The organism is uncultured Paenibacillus sp. (assembly GCF_963515335.1).
Taxonomy (GTDB): domain Bacteria; phylum Bacillota; class Bacilli; order Paenibacillales; family Paenibacillaceae; genus Paenibacillus_I.
Genome location: NZ_CAUPYC010000083.1, coordinates 1 through 16,506, shown reverse-complemented (window position 1 = coordinate 16,506; position 16,506 = coordinate 1). Strand labels below are relative to the sequence as shown.

The 16,506-nt window shown below is 56.7% G+C and carries 18 protein-coding genes; 15 read left to right on the top strand and 3 right to left on the bottom strand.

The annotated features are described in order from the left end of the window. Positions 1 to 299: 299 nt before the first annotated feature. From RWM61_RS18370 to RWM61_RS18325, 10 genes are all read left to right on the top strand, one after another. Positions 300 to 1,049 carry a Cof-type HAD-IIB family hydrolase gene (locus RWM61_RS18370; RefSeq protein WP_314003497.1) on the top strand — a complete coding sequence of 250 codons (750 nt, stop codon included), beginning with the start codon at positions 300 to 302 and terminating at the stop codon, positions 1,047 to 1,049. Between the two features lie 7 nt (positions 1,050 to 1,056). After that, complete coding sequence (locus RWM61_RS18365; protein ID WP_314003495.1) at positions 1,057 to 1,539, top strand: DUF456 family protein; 483 nt, start codon at positions 1,057 to 1,059, stop codon at positions 1,537 to 1,539. Between the two features lie 36 nt (positions 1,540 to 1,575). Further along, entirely contained in the window at positions 1,576 to 2,298 is a 723-nt protein-coding gene (locus tag RWM61_RS18360) for a ThuA domain-containing protein (RefSeq protein ID WP_314003493.1), read from the top strand. Between the two features lie 22 nt (positions 2,299 to 2,320). After that, on the top strand, positions 2,321 to 3,964 hold the full coding sequence (locus RWM61_RS18355) for a polysaccharide biosynthesis protein (RefSeq protein WP_314003491.1): 1,644 nt from the start codon (positions 2,321 to 2,323) through the stop codon (positions 3,962 to 3,964). A 76-nt stretch (positions 3,965 to 4,040) separates the two neighbouring features. After that, on the top strand, positions 4,041 to 5,759 hold the full coding sequence (locus RWM61_RS18350; protein ID WP_314003489.1) for a copper amine oxidase N-terminal domain-containing protein: 1,719 nt from the start codon (positions 4,041 to 4,043) through the stop codon (positions 5,757 to 5,759). 44 nt (positions 5,760 to 5,803) lie between these two features. Beyond that, a complete protein-coding gene (locus RWM61_RS18345; RefSeq protein ID WP_314003487.1) occupies positions 5,804 to 6,151 on the top strand; it encodes a thioredoxin family protein in 348 nt (115 codons plus the stop codon). A gap of 207 nt (positions 6,152 to 6,358) precedes the next feature. After that, the gene (locus tag RWM61_RS18340; RefSeq protein ID WP_314003485.1) at positions 6,359 to 7,282 is read left to right on the top strand and encodes a COX15/CtaA family protein; all 924 of its coding nucleotides are present in this window, start codon (positions 6,359 to 6,361) and stop codon (positions 7,280 to 7,282) included. Positions 7,283 to 7,285: 3 nt separating this feature from the next. Continuing rightward, on the top strand, positions 7,286 to 9,073 hold the full coding sequence (locus tag RWM61_RS18335; RefSeq protein WP_314003483.1) for a UbiD family decarboxylase: 1,788 nt from the start codon (positions 7,286 to 7,288) through the stop codon (positions 9,071 to 9,073). Between the two features lie 29 nt (positions 9,074 to 9,102). Beyond that, the gene (locus RWM61_RS18330; protein ID WP_314003481.1) at positions 9,103 to 9,813 is read left to right on the top strand and encodes a Cthe_2314 family HEPN domain-containing protein; all 711 of its coding nucleotides are present in this window, start codon (positions 9,103 to 9,105) and stop codon (positions 9,811 to 9,813) included. A 62-nt stretch (positions 9,814 to 9,875) separates the two neighbouring features. Beyond that, a complete protein-coding gene (locus RWM61_RS18325) occupies positions 9,876 to 10,640 on the top strand; it encodes an SDR family oxidoreductase (protein ID WP_314003500.1) in 765 nt (254 codons plus the stop codon). A 234-nt stretch (positions 10,641 to 10,874) separates the two neighbouring features. Here the strand turns inward: RWM61_RS18325 and RWM61_RS18320 are convergent, their stop codons facing one another. Next, the gene (locus RWM61_RS18320; RefSeq protein ID WP_314003479.1) at positions 10,875 to 11,120 is read right to left on the bottom strand and encodes a NifU family protein; all 246 of its coding nucleotides are present in this window, start codon (positions 11,118 to 11,120) and stop codon (positions 10,875 to 10,877) included. An 84-nt stretch (positions 11,121 to 11,204) separates the two neighbouring features. On the opposite strand from RWM61_RS18320, the gene RWM61_RS18315 reads away from it, so the two are divergent. Further along, positions 11,205 to 11,474, top strand: a complete 270-nt coding sequence (locus tag RWM61_RS18315; protein ID WP_314003499.1) for a YuzB family protein — start codon at positions 11,205 to 11,207, stop codon at positions 11,472 to 11,474. A 10-nt stretch (positions 11,475 to 11,484) separates the two neighbouring features. Here the strand turns inward: RWM61_RS18315 and RWM61_RS18310 are convergent, their stop codons facing one another. Both RWM61_RS18310 and mqnE read right to left on the bottom strand, forming a co-directional pair. Beyond that, positions 11,485 to 12,546, bottom strand: coding sequence for an NAD(P)/FAD-dependent oxidoreductase (locus RWM61_RS18310; protein ID WP_314003477.1), 1,062 nt, complete (start codon positions 12,544 to 12,546; stop codon positions 11,485 to 11,487). A 159-nt stretch (positions 12,547 to 12,705) separates the two neighbouring features. Further along, the gene (gene mqnE, locus RWM61_RS18305; protein ID WP_314003475.1) at positions 12,706 to 13,809 is read right to left on the bottom strand and encodes an aminofutalosine synthase MqnE; all 1,104 of its coding nucleotides are present in this window, start codon (positions 13,807 to 13,809) and stop codon (positions 12,706 to 12,708) included. 333 nt (positions 13,810 to 14,142) lie between these two features. Here mqnE and erpA point away from each other — a divergent pair, with 333 nt between their 5' ends. The 4 genes from erpA (at position 14,143) to RWM61_RS18285 (ending at position 16,479) form a co-directional block, all read left to right on the top strand. After that, on the top strand, positions 14,143 to 14,502 hold the full coding sequence (erpA, locus tag RWM61_RS18300; RefSeq protein WP_314003473.1) for an iron-sulfur cluster insertion protein ErpA: 360 nt from the start codon (positions 14,143 to 14,145) through the stop codon (positions 14,500 to 14,502). Positions 14,503 to 14,707: 205 nt separating this feature from the next. Next, positions 14,708 to 15,775: a DNA adenine methylase gene (locus RWM61_RS18295; RefSeq protein ID WP_314003471.1), complete on the top strand. Its 1,068-nt coding sequence runs from the start codon at positions 14,708 to 14,710 to the stop codon at positions 15,773 to 15,775. Between the two features lie 15 nt (positions 15,776 to 15,790). Next, a complete protein-coding gene (locus RWM61_RS18290) occupies positions 15,791 to 16,102 on the top strand; it encodes a hypothetical protein (protein ID WP_314003469.1) in 312 nt (103 codons plus the stop codon). Further along, a complete protein-coding gene (locus RWM61_RS18285; protein WP_314003467.1) occupies positions 16,099 to 16,479 on the top strand; it encodes a hypothetical protein in 381 nt (126 codons plus the stop codon). Before RWM61_RS18290 ends, RWM61_RS18285 begins: the two co-directional genes overlap by 4 nt. Positions 16,480 to 16,506: the final 27 nt, after the last annotated feature.

The following is a 16,506-nucleotide window of genomic DNA, read 5'->3' as shown; positions in this document are numbered from 1 at the left end:
ACCCGGAAAGCCTTGCTACGCCTGGTGCTGGAAAATTATGTCGCCAAACTTGGGTATAAAGTTTTTATATCCTTACGGGGTCCCCGAAAAGTAATCGGAATACGCTTCAGAGCTTCGCTTCACTTTTGGGATTATTTTTGGGGATTATTTTGCACGGCGTGCCGGAGGCGCGCAGCTTGCGGCAGCTCGCCGGCCGGCAAACGGATGCTTTGTTTTTCAGCTTCCGGGCTGTGACGAACTTCCGTTTGGAATCCCGTCGAAATGTGCTAAAATGGCAATGATGCGGGAAGGAGGCGTGCATGGCGGATTACAAAATAATCGCGCTCGATATGGACGGAACGGTGCTGAACGACCGGCAGGAGATCAGCGAAGAGAACGCGTCGGCTATTCGCGAAGCGACCGATGCCGGCATTACCGTGTGCTTCGCTACGGGCCGCGGCTTCCAGAGCGCATACCCTTATGCGGAGCAGCTGGGCCTCGACACGCCGCTTATTACGGTGAACGGCGGCGAGCTGTGGCGGCGGCCGAATGTGCTGCACCGGCGGACCCAGCTCGACGCGGCGATGGTCGAACGGCTGCACAAGCTGGCGCTGGAGTCGGACGTATGGTTCTGGACCTATGCCGTGGAAGGCATATTCAACCGCGAGCAGTGGATCGAGCCGGCCGGCGCTTACGAAAGCAAGCATTGGCTGAAGTTCGGCTACTTTTCCGAGGATGCTGCGCTGCTGGCCGATATTTTGCGGACGATCCGGGAGTGGGGCGGGCTCGAAATTACGAACTCTTCGCCGCTCAACCTGGAGATCAACCCGCTCGGCGTGACCAAAGCGGCAGCGCTCGAGGAGCTTTGCGAATTGCTCGGCTGCGGCATGCCGCAGGTCGTGACGATGGGAGACAGCCTGAACGATCTGGCGATGATCCGGGCGGCGGGGCTCGGGGTCGCGATGGGAAACGCGCAGGATGCGGTCAAGGATCAAGCGGATTACGTCACGTTGACGAACGAGCAGCATGGGGTGGCGCACGTCATTCGGAATCTCGTGTTGAAGGGGTGAACGCGGTTTGGAAATCGTCGCTTGGATTTTGATCGTCGTTTTGTTCATCGTCGGCATGGCTGGCGCCGTGTATCCGGTTTTGCCGGGGGCGCTGGCCATTTACGCGGCTTTTTTCGTCTACGGCTTCTTTATCACATGGGAGCATTTCGGCTGGATTTTCTGGACGGCCCAGACGCTGATCGTCGCGATGCTTTTCTTTGCAGATTACGCGGTCAACGCCTGGGGCGTCAAAAGGTTCGGAGGATCAAGGGCGTCCGTGATCGGCAGCACGATCGGCGTGATCGTAGGACCGTTCGTCATTCCCGCGTTCGGCCTGGTGCTCGGCCCTTTCATCGGGGCGGTCATCGGCGAGCTGGTTGCCGGCTCGAATGCGGAGAAATCGATGAAGGTCGGCTTCGGGTCCGTGGTGGGCCTGTTCTCGAGCATGGTCGTCAAGGTTATGATGCAGATCGCCATGATTGTGCTTTTCATCCTGTGGATCGTGTTTTAGGCGCGGCACAAAAGACATTATAGGGAGCGGATACGAATGGTACGCGTAACGGTATGGAATGAGTTTTTGCATGAGAAAGTGCACGAAGAGGTCAAGAAGGTGTATCCGGACGGCATTCACAACGCGCTCGCCGGAGGGCTGTCGGAGGGCGGCGTCGAGGTGCGCACCGCGACGCTGGATCAGCCCGAGCACGGTCTGACGGAAGAGGTGCTGAACCGGACGGATGTGCTCATCTGGTGGGGGCACATGGGCCACGATCAGGTGGAGGATTACATCGTCGAGCGGGTACATAACCGGGTCATGAACGGCATGGGGCTGATCGTGCTCCATTCCGGCCATTTCTCGAAAATTTTCAAAAAGCTGATGGGTACGGGCTGCGATCTGAAATGGCGCGAAGCGGGCGAGAAGGAGCGCATCTGGACCGTCAATCCGGCGCATCCGATCGCCGCGGGCATTCCGGAGCAGTTCGTGATCGAAAGCGAGGAAATGTACGGCGAGCACTTCGATATCCCGGCGCCGGACGAGCTGATCTTCGTCAGCTGGTTCGAGGGCGGCGAGGTGTTCCGGAGCGGCTGTACGTTCAGCCGCGGACAGGGTAAAATTTTCTACTTCCGCCCGGGCCACGAGACGTACCCGACCTATTACAACCCGACGGTGCTGCAGGTGATCAGGAACGGCATCCGCTGGGCGGCGCCGTCGGGCGCCGCAGCGCCGGTACGCGGCAACCATCAGCCGCTTGAGCCGATCAAAGGGCAGTGATGAAGGGCGGACACAGGGCGAAGTGAGCTTAAAGAAGGATTCGCTAATCAAGGGCACGATCATTCTGGCGGCGGCGGCGCTTATCGCCCGCTTCCTCGGTATTTTCCAGCGGGTGCCGCTCGATTATATGCTTAGCAAGGACGGGGGGGCGTATTTCACCGCCGCCAACAATATCTATCTGCTCCTGCTGGTCATCGCCACCGGCGGCATTCCGAGCACGATCAGCAAAATGGTGTCCGAGCGCTATGCGCAGGGCCGTATCGGCGAAGCGCGGCAAATCTATCGGGCTGCGGTCTTTTTCGGCATCGGCACTGGCATCGTTATCTCGATCGTTCTCTACTGGACCGCGCCGTTTATTGCCGCAACGTTCTCCAGGCTGCCGGGCGCCGCTACGGCGATCCGGGCGATTGCTCCGGCGTTGCTGCTGTTTCCGGCAATCGCCATGATGCGCGGGTATTTTCAAGGCCGCCAGTTGATGACGGCCGGCGGCGTCTCCCAGGTGATCGAACAAATCCTGCGCGTTATCGTGGGCGTCGGCCTGGCGCTGCTGGTGCTGAGCTGGGGCTACGGCGACGAGTGGGTCGCCGCGGCGGCCACGTTCGGCAGCGTGCTGGGCAGCGTCGGCGCGTTTCTGGTCATGCTGTGGTACGCCTTCAGGCTGCGAAGGCAGGACGCGGCGGAGCCTCCGTTTCCGCAAACGGCAGATAAAAGCAAACGGCTGAGGCTTCGGACGATCTACGGTGAAATATTCCGCATGTCGGTTCCGATCGTCTTGACGGCCGTTACGGTGCAGTTTTTCTACACGTTCGATACGTTCTTTTTTATTCGTATGACCGAGGGTTATTACGCCTTAGGGGAGGCCAAAAGCGCCCTGGACGTTCTAGGCATCAAAGCCCAAGCGATCGCAGGCATTCCGCCGATCCTCGCAGTTGCGCTCAGTCAATCGATCATTCCGGTCATTTCTTCGGCTTACGCCGTCGGGAATCTGGATGAGGTCCGCCGCCAGACGTCGCTGGTCATGCGCATCGTGTTGTTCACCGGCGTCCCTGCCGCCCTCGCTTTGACGGTAGCCGCGCCCTCCGTTACAGGGTTGATCTATACGCCCGGCGGAAGCGGCGTGGTCGCGGCGTTAACGGCCGGCACCATTTTCCAGATCACGATGATGACGACGAATTCGATCCTGTTCGGGCTCGGCAAGGCGCGCCAGGCGATGTATCATACCGTCACCGGCATGCTCGTCAAGGCCGGGCTCAGTGTTGCGCTCGGTCCGGTGCTCGGCGTATACGGCCTGATCGCGGCGTCGACCGTCAGTTTCATTCTGATCACCTGGCTGAACGTGGCGTCCGTCCGCAAGGCGGCAGCGGTGAGTGTGCTCGGCTCGCGGTGGGTCCCCTATCTGGCGGCTGTCGCGTTAACGGCCGCAGCCGGCCGGGCCGTGGACTCGGCAGGCCTTCGCCTGCTGGAAGCATTGCCTTACAAATTGGCCAGCCTCATCACGGCTGCGGTCGCTACCATGGTGATCGGTGGATTGTATCTCATACTGCTGGCAGTTCTCGGCGTGGTCAGGCGGGAGGACGCGGCTTCATTTCCCGGCCCGCTGCGCAAGCTGTTCACGGCGCTGTCAAGGCTTCGGCCGGACAAAAAAAATGTGGCCGGCCGGCTCTAGCCATATATCTTGCTCTCCCCTGAATATGGTAGAATAGCGCTATTGCTATCCACCATGCTGAGGGGAGTTTTTTCTCATGAGAAGCGGAATGTTCCGTATAAAATGGTTGGCTTTGACGCTTGTCCTTGTCATGGCGGTTACAGCCGGCTGCCAAGCGGTCGGCGGCCTGGATTTGAACGGTGCGCTGAAGCGATCGATCAAGGTGGAGTCGATGGAGGGCAAGCAGTCGCTCGAATTCGAGCTCATGCTGAGCGACGAACAGGAGAAAGAATTGGCCGCCGGTCTGAAGGATGGCGACGGAACGGCGCAATGGATTGACTTATTCAGGCAAATAAAATTGGATTTAACCGATATCAAGATGAAGGACGCTCGGACGGTGTCGCTGAAAGGGACGCTCGCGCTCGGAGACGTCAAGATCGGGTTTGGGGTCCGGATGGCCGGCGCGCTTACGGTCGTTGAGCTGGAAGGCGCCAAGCGCCCGATCGTACTGGATCTGGAAGAGGCGGCATTTCGGAATTTGCTGGCGGCGGGTAATCCGTTTGCCTACAACCCGCTATCGCCGGATTCCGGGGAGGCGGGGGAGCCGGCCGATCCGGAAGCGCAGGCCAAGCTGACGGAAATGGCGAAGACGATCATGGACCAAGTGGCAGGCTTTGCGGTCGACAATTTGCCGAATCCGAACGGACTGCAGGTGCTGCCCGCGATCGAGCGGGTAAACGGCGAGCAGTTGACGCTGATGCATGTGGCGATGCGCATGAACGGAGTCGAGCTGTGGCAGTGGATCAAAGCTTATCTGGACGCGCTGATTGCGGATCGGGAAGGGCTGACGGAAGCGCTTCTGGCCGTTAACGAAACGATGCTGGCGAATAAGGATATCTTCGCATCGCTCGGCATTCCGCTTGAAGAGGAAGAGGCGCTGCCGATCGGCCTGACGGATGAGGAAGAGATCAAGAAGGCGGCCGGCGACCTTGTGGAGAAGCTCCAGGAGATGCGTGCCGAGATGGATACGGCCGAGAAGGAAGACGCGGATACGATCGGCGAGATTTTTAACAAGGACTCGTATTTGAAGGTTGACCTGTACGCGGACAGCAAGCTGGATATCCGCAAATCGGCGGCCGAGCTGGTCGTCAACCCCGACATGGCCTCGCTTGAGCCGGAAAGCGAAGGGGCCGGCGAACAGTGGGACGAATCCCCGGGCTTGAGCGGATTTGACCTGCTTGGTCCGTTGCAAAGCATCGAAGGAATCCGGCTGCGGATCGCAAGCGAGCAATCCAACGTCAACGGGAGCGTGACGCCCGACGCGCCGGTTAAAGCGCCTAACGGCTTATCAATCAATGAGATGTCGACGATGCAGGGGTACGAAACGCTCCGCCTGTTCGATCGAAGCTCGGCCATGTACGGCCTGCTGAAAAAGCTTGAGATCGGCAAGCAAGTCGTTTACCTGGACCCGGTTTACGGCGATTATCCGCCGGTCGTAACGCCTGAAGGCGTGACGATCGTATCGCTGCGGGACACGGCCGACAAGCTTGGCATCCGGCTCGACTACGACGCCTCGACCCGGTCCGTGCGGCTGCGCGACAAAGGCAAGGACGTAGCCATTACCGTCATGCAAGGCAGCAAGAAAGCTTTTGTGAACGGCAGGGCCGTTCAATGGTCGTATCCGGCGACGGCTATGCCGCAGAGCGGCATGTACGTGCCGGCGCGCGATCTGATGAAGGCGCTGGGCGGCACCGTGCGTTGGGAAACGGTGTTCGACGAGGAGCAGGCGTTGGTATTGGAACGGGAAATGGAGTAAAATAAAGCCGTAAGCTTTAAGGACTGAAACGAGGGGTGACCGACATGGAGAAGCTTCATACCGAGGCGGAATTTCGCGGGCGGGTCGGACGGGACGGCTTGACCGTCGCCGTATTCAAGGCAGCCTGGTGCAAAGACTGCCATTTCATCGAACCGTTTATGCCGGATGTGGAGCGGGCCTACGCGGGCCGCATCGATTTCGTCGAGATTGACCGCGACGAGCTGCCGGATCTCTGCTCCGAATTAAACATTCTCGGCATTCCCAGCTTCATTGCGTTCCGCAGCGGCCAAGAGCTGATAAGGTTCGTCAGCAAGCTGCGCAAGACGCGCGAGGAAATCGAGCAGTTTCTCGACCGTGCCGTGCAAGTATCGGGCGAATTGTCCGAGCGGTAACGGTTGCGGCCGCAGCCGAACCATGCGCCCCCGTATCGCTGCCGTCAGGCGAAGCGATACGGGGGATTTTTTCGGTTTCAGGCCGTCCGCCGGGCGGCCTTTGCGTGGCGGGACTATGTGAATATGTTCACCGTTTGAACATGGATTTTGACGATTTTTATCGTTATAATGATTCTGGGTTAATAACCGGAAATGTGGTGATGATCAATGGTATCCCGCCGTTATCGGGCGCTCGCGGTTCTGGCCAGCATCGGCATGCTTCTCGTCTTGCTGGCGGGCGTCCTTGTAACGAATACCGAATCCGGCGAAGGCTGCGGAACGGACTGGCCGCTCTGCAACGGCAAGTTCATTCCCGCCAAGACGCTGGAATCGGGGATTGAATATTCCCATCGAATGATAAGCGGCTTGGTCGGTTTGCTCATCGTCGCGACATTCTTCGCAACGTATCGAACATACAAGTCTTATAAAGAGCCGGTATGGTACGCCGGCGGCGCGTTGTTTTTCACGGTCGTGCAGGCGTTGATGGGCGCAGCGGCCGTCAAATGGCCGCAATCGCCGCCGGTTCTGGCGCTTCACTTCGGCATTTCGCTGTTGGCGTTCGCCTGCACACTGCTGCTTGTTTTCTGGGCCTACCGGAATGGCGAAGGAAACAAGGCGTTGCAGCCTGCCTTTACGGTACCGGCGTCCTTCCATCCGCGCATTTTGCTGACTTTGGTTTACAGCATCGTCGTCATCTATCTCGGCGCTTATATCCGCCATACGGACTCCGGCGGCGGATGCCTCGGGTGGCCGCTCTGCAACGGCGAGCTCGTTCCCGAGATGGCGGGGGCGACCGGCATTGTGTTCGTTCACCGCGTGGCGGCCGCGATCATGCTGCTGTTGGTCGCCGGCATGAACATTCACATCCGCCGCAGCGGGCATACGGCGAGCGGCATTGCGCGGTCCGGACAGTGGGCGCTCGTTCTGGTCGTCGCCCAGATCGCCAGCGGCGCGCTGCTCACCGCGACATTCGGCAACGAGAATGTGTATGTCTTCGCCAACTTGCTTCATAACTTGATCGTTTCGTTCTTTTTCGGCATTCTTGCCGACATGGCCATTCGTTCCCGGATATTGCGTGAGAGGCGGATTTAACCGATGAGCTTTCAGGATTTGCGTGCTTTTATCGAAACTCTGCGCCGGGAAGGCGGCTTGGCGGTTATAGACGCGCCGGTCGATCCCGTGCTGGAGATTGCGGAAATACATCGGCGGGTTATTGACGAGGGCGGGCCCGCCCTTTTGTTCACGAATGTTAAAGGGAGCGCTTTCCCTGTCGTGACGAATTTGTTCGGTACGATCCGCAGGGTCGACATGGCGTTCGGTCCGCGTCCGGAGCAGCTGATGAAGCGGCTGGTCGGGCTGACGGACAAGCTGCTGCCGCCGTCGCCGAAAGCTTTGTGGGGCCAGCGCGACCTGGTGTGGGATATGCTGAAAATCGGCCTCAAGGACACGCCGGCGTCGCAAGCGCCGGTTCTTGACGTTCAGCGGCGCGAACGGCCGCTTGCCGGATTGCCCGCCATCACGAGCTGGCAGGAGGACGGGGGGCCGTTCATTACGCTGCCTCTCGTCTACACCGAGCGGCCGGGTCATCCGAAGGAGCATAATCTCGGCATGTACCGCATGCAGATTTTCGACGACTCGACGACCGGCATGCATTGGCAAATTCAGAAGGGCGGCGGGTTCCACCATCATGAGGCGGAGTCGAGGAACGAGGCCTTGCCTGTGACGGTGTTTCTCGGCGGCCCGCCGGCGCTGATCGCATCGGCGATCGCGCCTGTGCCCGAGCATTTGCCCGAGCTGCTGCTGGCTTCATTGATCGTCGGCGGCAAGCTGCCGGTCGTGCGCGATCCGCAAGGACCGCACCGTCTGCCGGCCTACGCCGAATTCGCGATCAGCGGCAAGGTGCCGCCTCATCTCCGTCGTCCCGAAGGGCCGTTCGGCGACCATTTCGGCTATTATTCGCTGCAGCATGATTTCCCGGTTTTCAATGTGGACCATGTATGGCACCGCAAGGATGCGATCTACCCCGCGACTGTTGTCGGCAAGCCCAGGCAGGAGGACTATTACCTGGGCGATTTCCTGCAGCGTTTGCTGTCGCCGGCTTTCCCGCTCGTCATGCCGACCGTCCGGTCGTTGTGGACATACGCCGAAACCGGCTTTCACGCGCTTGCCGCCGCGGTCGTACGGGAAAGCTATTCCCGGGAAGCGCTCGTCTCCGCCTTCCGCATTCTCGGAGAAGGCCAGCTGACTTTGACGAAGTTTCTGATGCTGACGGATCAGCCGGTCGATCTGGCCGATTTCCCGTCGCTGCTCGAGGCGGTGCTCAGCCGCTTCAATCCCGCAACCGATCTGTATATTTTCGACAAGACGTCCCACGATACGCTCGATTATACGGGGGGCAAGCTGAACCACGGCAGCAAGGGAGTGCTCGTCGGCGTCGGCCGGCCGATTCGGGAGCTTCCGGCCGCGTATGACGAAGGGCCGATCGATGAGGTTGCGGCGGCGGCTCCTTACTGCAAAGGCTGTCTCGTTGTGGCCGGCGCGGCCTATGAGCGGGAGCCCGAGCTCGCCAAACGGCTGTCCGGCCGTCTGGCCGCCCGCGGCACGGCATGGCCGCTGGTCGTCCTTGTGGACGACGCGTCGATCGTGAACGGCCAAACGCCGTTCCTGTGGACGGTATTCACCCGCTTCAACCCGGCCGACGACATTTACGCCGAGACCGAGCTGCGCAAGCATCATCTCGGCTACAAGCTGCCGATCGTCATCGATGCGCGAATGAAGCCGGGTTATCCCGACGAGCTTTTCCCGCGGGAGGACATCGTCCGGCTTGTCGACCGCAGATGGAACGAATACTTCGGCAAGCCGGCCGCCGTTATAAAGCGTTAGACAACGCAACCCAGAGAAGGAGGAGTCCGATGCTGCGCATGTTGTTCGGCGAACCCGCGCGGAAGGCCGAGGGAGCGCTGGCCGAAGCTTTTGAATGGATGGAACGTTTCGTGCGGCTCATGAACGAGCGGATTTCGGCCGGAAAAGACGGCGACCATAAGCTGCGCACCTACGAGCTGTGGACGATCGGCCTGATGGCCGCGCTCGACGAGCTGGAGCAAAGCCGATATGCGGCAAGGCGGTTCGCTTCCAGGGTGCGAGGCAAATCGCTTGCGCAGATGCCCGAGGAGGAGCGGCTCGACTACTACCGGCACGTCTATTTCGATAAAAACGCCTTTATCCGCGTGTTCGCGATACTCGATAAGCTGGGCACGTTCATGAACGATCTGTTCGGGCTGGAAACGGAGAAAATGAAGTCCCGTTTCTCCTATTTCACCGTCCTCCGGGGCATGCGCCAGCGCAATCTGCATCCGGCTTTGACGACGGTGCTCGGCAAGCTCAAGGACAGCAACAGGGAGCCGATGGCCAACCTTCGCAAGCGGCGGAATATCGAGGTCCACTACATGAACACGGAATTGATGGACGACCTGGTGCAAAGCCATCAATCGTACGGCACGGAATTCAAGCTGGAAAATTTGGAATCGCATATGAGAGATTTGGACCAAGCGTTCGCCATGGTTGCCGAAACGCTTCGTTCCACCTTTGAGTATGCGGTCCGGCTGCCGAAGATGAACCGATAGGCGCCTCATATGCTATACTCGTAACGAACGGGTTTTGTCGCGAGGGGAGGATGACCGTGGAACTGACGGGGAGAACGGCCTTAATAACGGGGAGCGCGAAGGGGCTCGGCAAGCGGGCTGCACTGCAGCTGGCGCGGCTGGGCTGCAACATCGTCGTCAATTATTTGCACAGCCGCGAGGAAGCGGAGGCTTTACGGGCCGAGATCGCGGCTCTCGGCGTCGGGGCGGCGGCCGTCCAGGCCGACGTGGCCGACCCGGAGCAGGTTGAACGCCTTGCGGAGGAAGCGGAGGCGGCGTTCGGCGGGGTCGATATTCTGATCAACAACGCGGGGCCGTTCATACGGGAGCGCCGATTGTTCGCGGATTACGACAAGGCGGATATCACGGGCCTGGTCAACGGCAACCTGCTGGGAGTCATGCTGCTGGACCATTCGCTGCTGCCGGGGATGAGACGGCGCCGGTGGGGCCGGATCATTCATTACGGCTTCGGCCATGCGGGCGAATCGCGCGCATGGCCGCATCGCGCGGTTTACGCAGCCGCCAAAACCGCCCTCGTCTCGTTCACCAAGACGCTGGCGGTGGAGGAAGCCGCCCAGGGCATTACGGTCAATATGATCTGCCCGGGCGACATCCGCGGAGCGAACAAAGAGCGGTCCATCGACGACGTGCTCGGCTTGACGGACGAGGAGTCGCCTCGCGGGCGGCCGGGCACCGGCGAGGATGTGGCGCGGGCGATCGTTTTTCTGTGCGATCCGAAGTCGGATTTCATTACCGGCAATTTGCTCGACGTGACCGGAGGGTTTGATCCGATCAAGAATACGTTGTAAGGCTCCGGTTCGGGCTCCGGTTGTCCGGGTGCATCGCTCCATTCTATTGCTGTTTCCTTAATCTCCTAGGCCCTGTAAAGGTGGAAACAGCAATGAATAAGCCGCTCCTCCCCCGAACAACCTCCGCAGCAGTTTTAAGGGCCAAAACCCTATATAAAGTAAGAGCAAGCAGGATGCAGGGAATACAAAAAAGTCTTGCCTTATCGGCAAGACTTTTCGTTCCGGAACATGAACTTAGAATACTTGCACGACCTCTTGCACACCTTCGACTTCTTCGAGAAGGGCGCGCTCGATACCGGCTTTCAGCGTGATCGTCGAGCTCGGGCAGCTGCCGCAAGCGCCCATCAGGCGCAGCTTGACGATGCCGTCCTCCACGTCCACCAATTCTACGTCGCCTCCGTCACGCTGGAGAAACGGACGCAATTTATCGAGCACATCCAGCACTTCGTCGTACATGGCGTTTTGTGTTGCTTCGCTCATTGTCATCAGCTCCTTTCTTTCTTTATTATAGTACAAAGCGGACCAAATGAAAATGGTTCGCAAAAGGCCAGGTGAAATACCGTGATCAAACCGATCGTCGAGTTCTGCGCCAGCAACATGCATCACGGCACGGACCGGGTCATGAAGCGGCTTGAACAAAATCCCGACTATGAAGTGATCGAATACGGCTGTCTTGGCAATTGCGGCGAGTGCTACCTGTTTCCGTTCGCCTTCGTGAACGGCGACATCGTCGCCGCCGAGACGGCGGACGAGCTGTACGACAAAATCGAAGCCTCCGTTCGGGAGCAGGAAGCTGAACGCGCCGCTCTCGACAAGCTGCTTGACGATCTGTAAGCGGCGGTCGTCAGCCGAAATGATGCTTCGATTTCCATAAGACGCCGGTTTTCAGCATGCGGGGCAGCCAGCCGTACATTTTGGCTTTGCCCATCATGCCGAAGCCGGCTTTTTTGCCGAGCGAGCCGAGAACGCCCCGCAGCTTGATTTTGCCGAGGTGAGGCGTCTCGCCGTTCCAGATCGCCTGAAGCACCTCGGCCACTTGGCTGCCTTGCGCGCCGGCGGCCTGTGCGCTCGGCGAGAAGGGAAGGCTTGCGCAATCGCCGACGATGAAAACGCCGGGATAGTCGGGAAGCTGGTGGTATTCATTGACGACCAGGCGCCCGCCGCCGTCCTTGGGCAGATTCAGCCGCTGCACAAGCGGGACCGGCTGAATGCCGGCCGTCCAGATCGTCACGTCCGATGCGATGGGGTCCGTTCGATCATAGACGACGCCTTCTTCGAGACGGGAAATGGACGTATTGCCGAGCATAACGACGTCATGCTCATTGAACCAAGAGGCGACATATTTCTGCAGGCGGTTCGGAAACCCGGACAGGACGCTCGGCCCGCGGTCCATAATCCGGATATTGAGATCGCTTCGGCTTTCGCGCAGTTCCGCGGCCACCTCGACGCCGCTCAGACCGCCGCCCACGATCGTCACTTGACCGTAAGGCTTGACGTCGCCCAGCCGCTGATACGTTTTCCGCGCGTTGGAGAACGTCTGTATGCTTGATGAATAAACATCCGCTCCCGGTATGCCGTGATATTTATCCGTACAGCCGAGCGCAATCGCGAGCCAGTCATAGGAGATCGGATCTTGTTCGGCCAAATGGACAAGCTTGCCGTCCAAGTCGACCTCCGTCACCTCGCCGTACGTGAGCATGAGACGGGGATCGGACGGAAACGGATTGCGCAGCTCGATGTCGGCGACGGTGCCCGCCGCCAGCGCATAATATTCCGTCTTCAGCCCCTGGAAAGGCATCCGGTCGATAAGCACGACGATCGTATCCTCCGGAATTTGCTTGTCAAGCAGCTCCTGGGCGATCATCAGTCCCCCGTAGCCGCCTCCCAAAATGACGCAACGTTTCAAATCATCCACAACCTTTACACAGCCCCGTCAGGGACAATCATACTGAACTACAATAGAGATTAACCTCGTCCAGCGGACGCTGAACCGCAGGCGCCGCCTGACCGGCAGTCGATTTTAGTATGCGCAACAAGGAAGCGGGCCATCAGCGGCCCGCGTTCGTCAGTCGTACGTTTGAATTTCGTTGTAGAACGTATCGCGTTCCACCGGTACGCGGCCGGCTCCTTTTACAAGCCAGATCAAGTCTTCGCGGGTAATGCCTTCCGGCGTCAACGCGCCTGCGGAGTGGCTGATCCGTTCCTTCACAATGGTGCCGTGAACGTCGGATGCGCCCATGGTCAGCGATATTTGCGTCAGTTGGACGCCGATATTGATGAAATAAGCCTTAATGTGCTGGAAGTTGTCCAGCATAAGGCGGCTGACGGCAATCGTCTTCAGATCCTCGTAAGCCGAATTGCGGCGGCGGATGCCGGCCCTGGGGCTGATCGGCTGCATCGACAACGGAATGAAGACCATGAAGCCGTTCGTCTCATCCTGAAGCTCGCGGATCTTGACCATATGCTCAACCCGCTGCTCATAGGTCTCGATCGAGCCGTACAGCATCGTCGTATGCGTCCGGAGGCCAAGCTCATGGGCGGTGCGGTGCACCTCGAGATATTGGCTGACGTCGGCTTTATCGACCCGCATTTTTTTACGGTATTGGTCGGATAAAATTTCCGCGCCGCCGCCTGTGAGCGTGCCGAGTCCGGCGCCGATCAGCGTCTGCAGCACTTCCTTGTAGCTCAGCCCGCTGATCCGGGAGAAGAAATCGATCTCGGCCGCCGTGTAGGCTTTCAGGGTGACGTCCGGGTAGCGGTCGCGCAGCGCCTTGAGCGAATCGACGTAGTATTGAAACGGCACGTGCGGATTATGGCCGCCCACGATATGGAATTCACGAACGCCCGGGTGAAAATGCTGGTCCACATAAGCGATCATCTGCTCCCCCGTCAACGTATAAGCGCCTTCTTCACCCTCATCCTTGCGGAAGTTGCAGAATGCGCAGTGCGCTTCGCATACATTCGTAAAGTAGAGGCTCATGTTCTCGATGAAGTAGACTTTTTTCCCGTTCTTGCGGACATTTGCCTCGTTGGCCATTTGTCCGATCGACAGAAGGTCATCCGATTTGTACAGGAATACGCCGTCCTCGAGCGTGAGCCGTTCGCCTTGCCGTACCTTTTCCCGGATGTCCTGCATGCGTTTTTCTTCGGTTGGTATGACGACGTTCATTGCCGCTCCTCCTTACATAAGTACAAAAAATGTCAGATGCCGTCGGATGCAGGAGAGAACGTGCGGATACAGCAAGCAGCCCTGACTGACCGACATCTGCCTTATTGTGAAAAAAGTAACATAATCGAATCGATTGCAGACTGTCCTCATTATAAACCTCCTCGTGCGGCGGGGCAACTACATTTCCCCGATTACGGGCGTGCGGGGGGCTCATCCACCAAGGTTGAAGCCTGTCGATCGGACCCGGGCGATCGCTCTTGAGCGGGTGTCGATTGTGGGGTATACTATATTTAAGTGAGTTCAATCACACGGTATTTGACGGGAGGGACGACCATGATCGCAATCAGCGAATCGGCATCGGAGAAGATCAAGGAAATGATGGCTGCGGAGGAGACGCCGGATCTGTTTCTGCGCATCGGCGTGAAGGAAGGCGGATGCAGCGGATTTTCCTATGGCATGGGCTTTGACGACGAACGTCACGATAACGATAAAGAAATGACCGTCCAAGGACTGAAGGTGGTTGTCGATGAAGACAGCTTCCGCTATCTGAACGGTCTGGAAATCGACTTCAAGGAGTCGGCCATGGGCGGCGGGTTCACCATCCACAATCCGAACGCCACGGCCACCTGCGGATGCGGTTCGTCGTTCCGTACGGCAACCGATGCGGGCAAGCCTGCGCCGGAGCAGTGCTGATTTAGAATAGATCCAGTTTTCTTTGATCTCAAACACGGTATTAAGGTTTATGAGCAGGCCGATTACCTTCTGACTTGTGAGTTCGCGTTAAATCACAAGTCGGGAGGTGTTTTTGTCTGTCCGGAATAATCTCTTCTTGTATCTATTCAAAAGAAGTGATACTGTTTTATAGAGAAGTAGGAACATAAGTTCGGGAGGGGTCTGCTTGGCAACAATACTGGGTAAATCGGCTATAGACATTGCTTTTAAGGAACGGGAACGCCAAAAATCATTCAACTATCCCCGTCTCCGGTATATGGGGTCAAAATATAAGATTATCCCTTACTTAACCTCCATTCTGTCACAATACAAATTCAGCACGGCTCTTGACGCGTTCAGTGGAAGTGGAGTGGTATCCTACTCCTTAAAAGAAATGGGAAAACAAGTAACAGCCAATGACTTCTTAAACTTTCCCGCTACTGTCGCGAGGGCGCTTATTGAAAACTCTGGCACTGTATTAAATGAAAATGATATAAAAACTCTGCTTCAACCCAATAAAGATGGCAGAAATTTTATTCAAAATAAGTTCGAAGGTCTTTATTTCTCTAAAGAAGATCATGAGTTTTTAGATGCCTTATGGTCTCACTTGCCGACAATGAACAAGTATAAAAGGGCATTAGCAATTGCTTCTGTTTGTTTAGCTGCTGCAAGAAAGCAACCAAGGGGAGTTTTCACCATTACCGATTTCAGGTATGATGACGGAAGACGTTCACTTCGATTACCGTTAAAAGCGTTATTTCTTGAAGCTGTGGAAGAATATAATGACGCTGTTTTTGATAACGGCAAATCAAATAAGGTGATTTGTTCGGATGTTTTTAATATTGATTCAAGACAATTTGATCTGGTTTATTTGGATCCGCCTTACGCGCCCCCAAAAGATGATGCAGATTACATCAAAAGATATCATTTCTTAGAGGGGCTTTCTGTCTATTGGGAAGGTATGAAAATCATGGAGCATACCAAGACAAAGAAGATAGAAAAAAGGTTTACACCGTTTGCATACAAGCGAACAATCCATGATGCTTTAAGAAGATTATTTTACAAGTTTAAGGATTCAATGCTTGTCATGTCTTATAGTTCTAACTCGGTACCAAGTGAAGTAGAACTTTATGGGCTGTTAAAAGAAGTAAAGAGAGACGTCCAAGTATACTCTATTCCACACACCTATTCATTCGGCACGCATGAGACCGCATTGAGAAGACAAGCAGAGGAACTGATCTTTGTTGCTAAATAAGGGTGAACTCATTCGATGACAACAGCAGATTATAATGCATTCGTAGCCTCGCTTAGCAACTTGGATAAAGTTGCTCCAAGACAGGATTCGGAAATGCTTCAAAGCATTAATGAAACTCTATCTGAGCTTTCCGGAATAGGGGAAATTAATCGTGAAAGTCTTGCCGTTTTTTTTGAAAGATTCCCGAACTCCGTTCCGCTAATCGCGACAACCGGGGGCTTAGGACAGGAACAACTAAAAAATCAATTGAAATCGAAATTTAATACTTCTGGATGGACGGTTCTAGCCAAAAGAAACTTGAATATCTGGATTCCGAGTTTGATGTGATCAGCCAGTTAAAGCGGGAACTGAATAAGCGCTGGAGCTATGGGGACATACTTTTAGAAAGGCATCTGTGGTCTAAGAAGTCAGGTGCTTCTTCTGTCGGAAGAGGGCGCAAGATCGAAGATGAAGTGGAAAAAATTGCAATCTGTCTCGGATTGCCTTATTCAATGCGTACTAGATTTGAAGGACGGGGAAAGGAAACAGCTCCTTGCGACCTTGCTATTCCCGGTGGTATGGATAAGGCCGTTATCGCTATCGGTATGAAAGGCTTTAACAGCACTGGCAGCAAGCTCACGGACGCAGTTGTCGAGATTGAGAAAATGGCTTCCGTCAGGTTGCCACATCAATATATTTGCTTCCTCGCTATAGCTCGTGCCTGAAGTCTGCCTGATAGAGGTCTTGTCCAT